General features: G+C 52.9%; 1 rRNA gene. It reads right to left on the bottom strand.

Annotated elements, in window-relative coordinates:
- Nucleotides 1–2,402, bottom strand: a 23S ribosomal RNA gene (locus QOR60_RS06750); the annotation flags it as partial.

The following is a 2,402-nucleotide window of genomic DNA, read 5'->3' as shown; positions in this document are numbered from 1 at the left end:
ATCTTGAGGTGAGTTTCGCACTTAGATGCTTTCAGCGTTTATCTCATCCATACATAGCTACCCAGCGCTGCTCCTGGCGAAACAACTGGTACACCAGCGGTATGTTCATCCCGGTCCTCTCGTACTAAGGACAAATCCTCGCAAATTTCCTCCGCCCGCGACGGATAGGGACCGAACTGTCTCACGACGTTCTGAACCCAGCTCGCGTACCGCTTTAATGGGCGAACAGCCCAACCCTTGGGACCGACTACAGCCCCAGGATGCGATGAGCCGACATCGAGGTGCCAAACCTCCCCGTCGATGTGGACTCTTGGGGGAGATAAGCCTGTTATCCCCAGGGTAGCTTTTATCCGTTGAGCGACGGCCCTTCCATACGGAACCGCCGGATCACTAAGCCCGACTTTCGTCCCTGTTCGACTTGTTGGTCTCACAGTCAAGCTCCCTTCTGCCTTTACACTCTGTGAATGATTTCCAACCATTCTGAGGGAACCTTTGGGCGCCTCCGTTACCTTTTAGGAGGCGACCGCCCCAGTCAAACTGCCCACCTGACACTGTCTCCCACCGTGATTGCCGGTGTGGGTTAGAGTGTTCATACAACGAGGGTAGTATCCCACCAGCGCCTCCAGCGAAACTAGCGTTCCGCCTTCTACGGCTCCTACCTATCCTGTACAAGCTGTACCAACACCCAATATCAAGCTACAGTAAAGCTCCATGGGGTCTTTCCGTCCTGTCGCGGGTAACCCGCATCTTCACGGGTATTACAATTTCACCGAGTCTCTCGTTGAGACAGTGCCCAGATCGTTACGCCTTTCGTGCGGGTCGGAACTTACCCGACAAGGAATTTCGCTACCTTAGGACCGTTATAGTTACGGCCGCCGTTTACTGGGGCTTCAATTCTGAGCTTCGCCGAAGCTAACCCATCCTCTTAACCTTCCAGCACCGGGCAGGCGTCAGCCCCTATACATCATCTTACGATTTTGCAGAAACCTGTGTTTTTGATAAACAGTCGCCTGGGCCTCTTCACTGCGGCTGGCCTTGCGGCCAGCACCCCTTCTTCCAAAGTTACGGGGTCATTTTGCCGAGTTCCTTAACGAGAGTTCTCTCGCTCACCTGAGGATCCTCTCCTTGACTACCTGTGTCGGTTTGCGGTACGGGTAGTTAATCTCTCACTAGAAGCTTTTCTCGGCAGCGTGACATCACTCACTTCGTTACTTTAATTTCACTCCTCATCACAGCTTGTTTACCCGGAAGTAAGCATTTCACTCACTCCCAAACTTACTGCTTGAACACGCATTTCCAGCAGCGTGCATCGTTAGCCTTCTGCGTCCCTCCATCGCTCAAACAAGATTAACTAGTACAGGAATCTCCACCTGTTATCCATCGTCTACGCCTCGCGGCCTCGACTTAGGTCCCGACTAACCCTGGGCGGACGAGCCTTCCCCAGGAAACCTTAGTCATTCGGTGGGCAGGATTCTCACCTGCCTTGCGCTACTCATACCGGCATTCTCACTTCCAAGCGCTCCACCAGTCCTTCCGGTCTGACTTCATTGCCCTTGGAACGCTCCCCTATCGCGTGACCGTAGGTCACACCCACAATTTCGGTAACGTGTTTAGCCCCGTTACATTTTCGGCGCAGAATCACTCGACTAGTGAGCTATTACGCACTCTTTAAATGGTGGCTGCTTCTGAGCCAACATCCTAGTTGTCTGTGCAATTCCACATCCTTTTCCACTTAACACGTATTTAGGGACCTTAATTGGTGGTCTGGGCTGTTTCCCTTTCGACTACGGATCTTATCACTCGCAGTCTGACTCCCGGACATGGATCAATGGCATTCGGAGTTTATCTGAATTCAGTAACCCAGGATGGGCCCCTAGTCCAAACAGTGCTCTACCTCCATGATCCTTAATTCCGAGGCTAGCCCTAAAGCTATTTCGGGGAGAACCAGCTATCTCCAAGCTCGTTTGGAATTTCACCGCTACCCACACCTCATCCCAGCACTTTTCAACGTACACGGGTTCGGTCCTCCAGTGCGTTTTACCGCACCTTCAACCTGGACATGGGTAGGTCGCCTGGTTTCGGGTTTTACACCTGCATACTGAAACGCCCGTTTCAGACTCGCTTTCGCTGCGGCTCCGGCCTTGCCGCCTTAACCTCGCATGCAAGCGTAACTCGCCGGTTCATTCTACAAAAGGCACGCCATCACCCCTTAACGGGCTCTGACTGCTTGTAGGCATATGGTTTCAGGAACTCTTTCACTCCCCTTCCGGGGTGCTTTTCACCTTTCCCTCACGGTACTGGTTCACTATCGGTCACTAGGTAGTATTTAGCCTTGGGAGATGGTCCTCCCGGTTTCCGACGGAGTTTCACGTGTTCCGCCGTACTCAGGATCCTGGTTGGAG

This window comes from Ligilactobacillus hohenheimensis (assembly GCF_947381805.1).
Classification (GTDB): Bacteria; Bacillota; Bacilli; order Lactobacillales; family Lactobacillaceae; genus Ligilactobacillus; species Ligilactobacillus hohenheimensis.
Note: the sequence above shows the minus strand (reverse complement) of the source record. Positions and strands in the feature narration are given on the sequence as shown.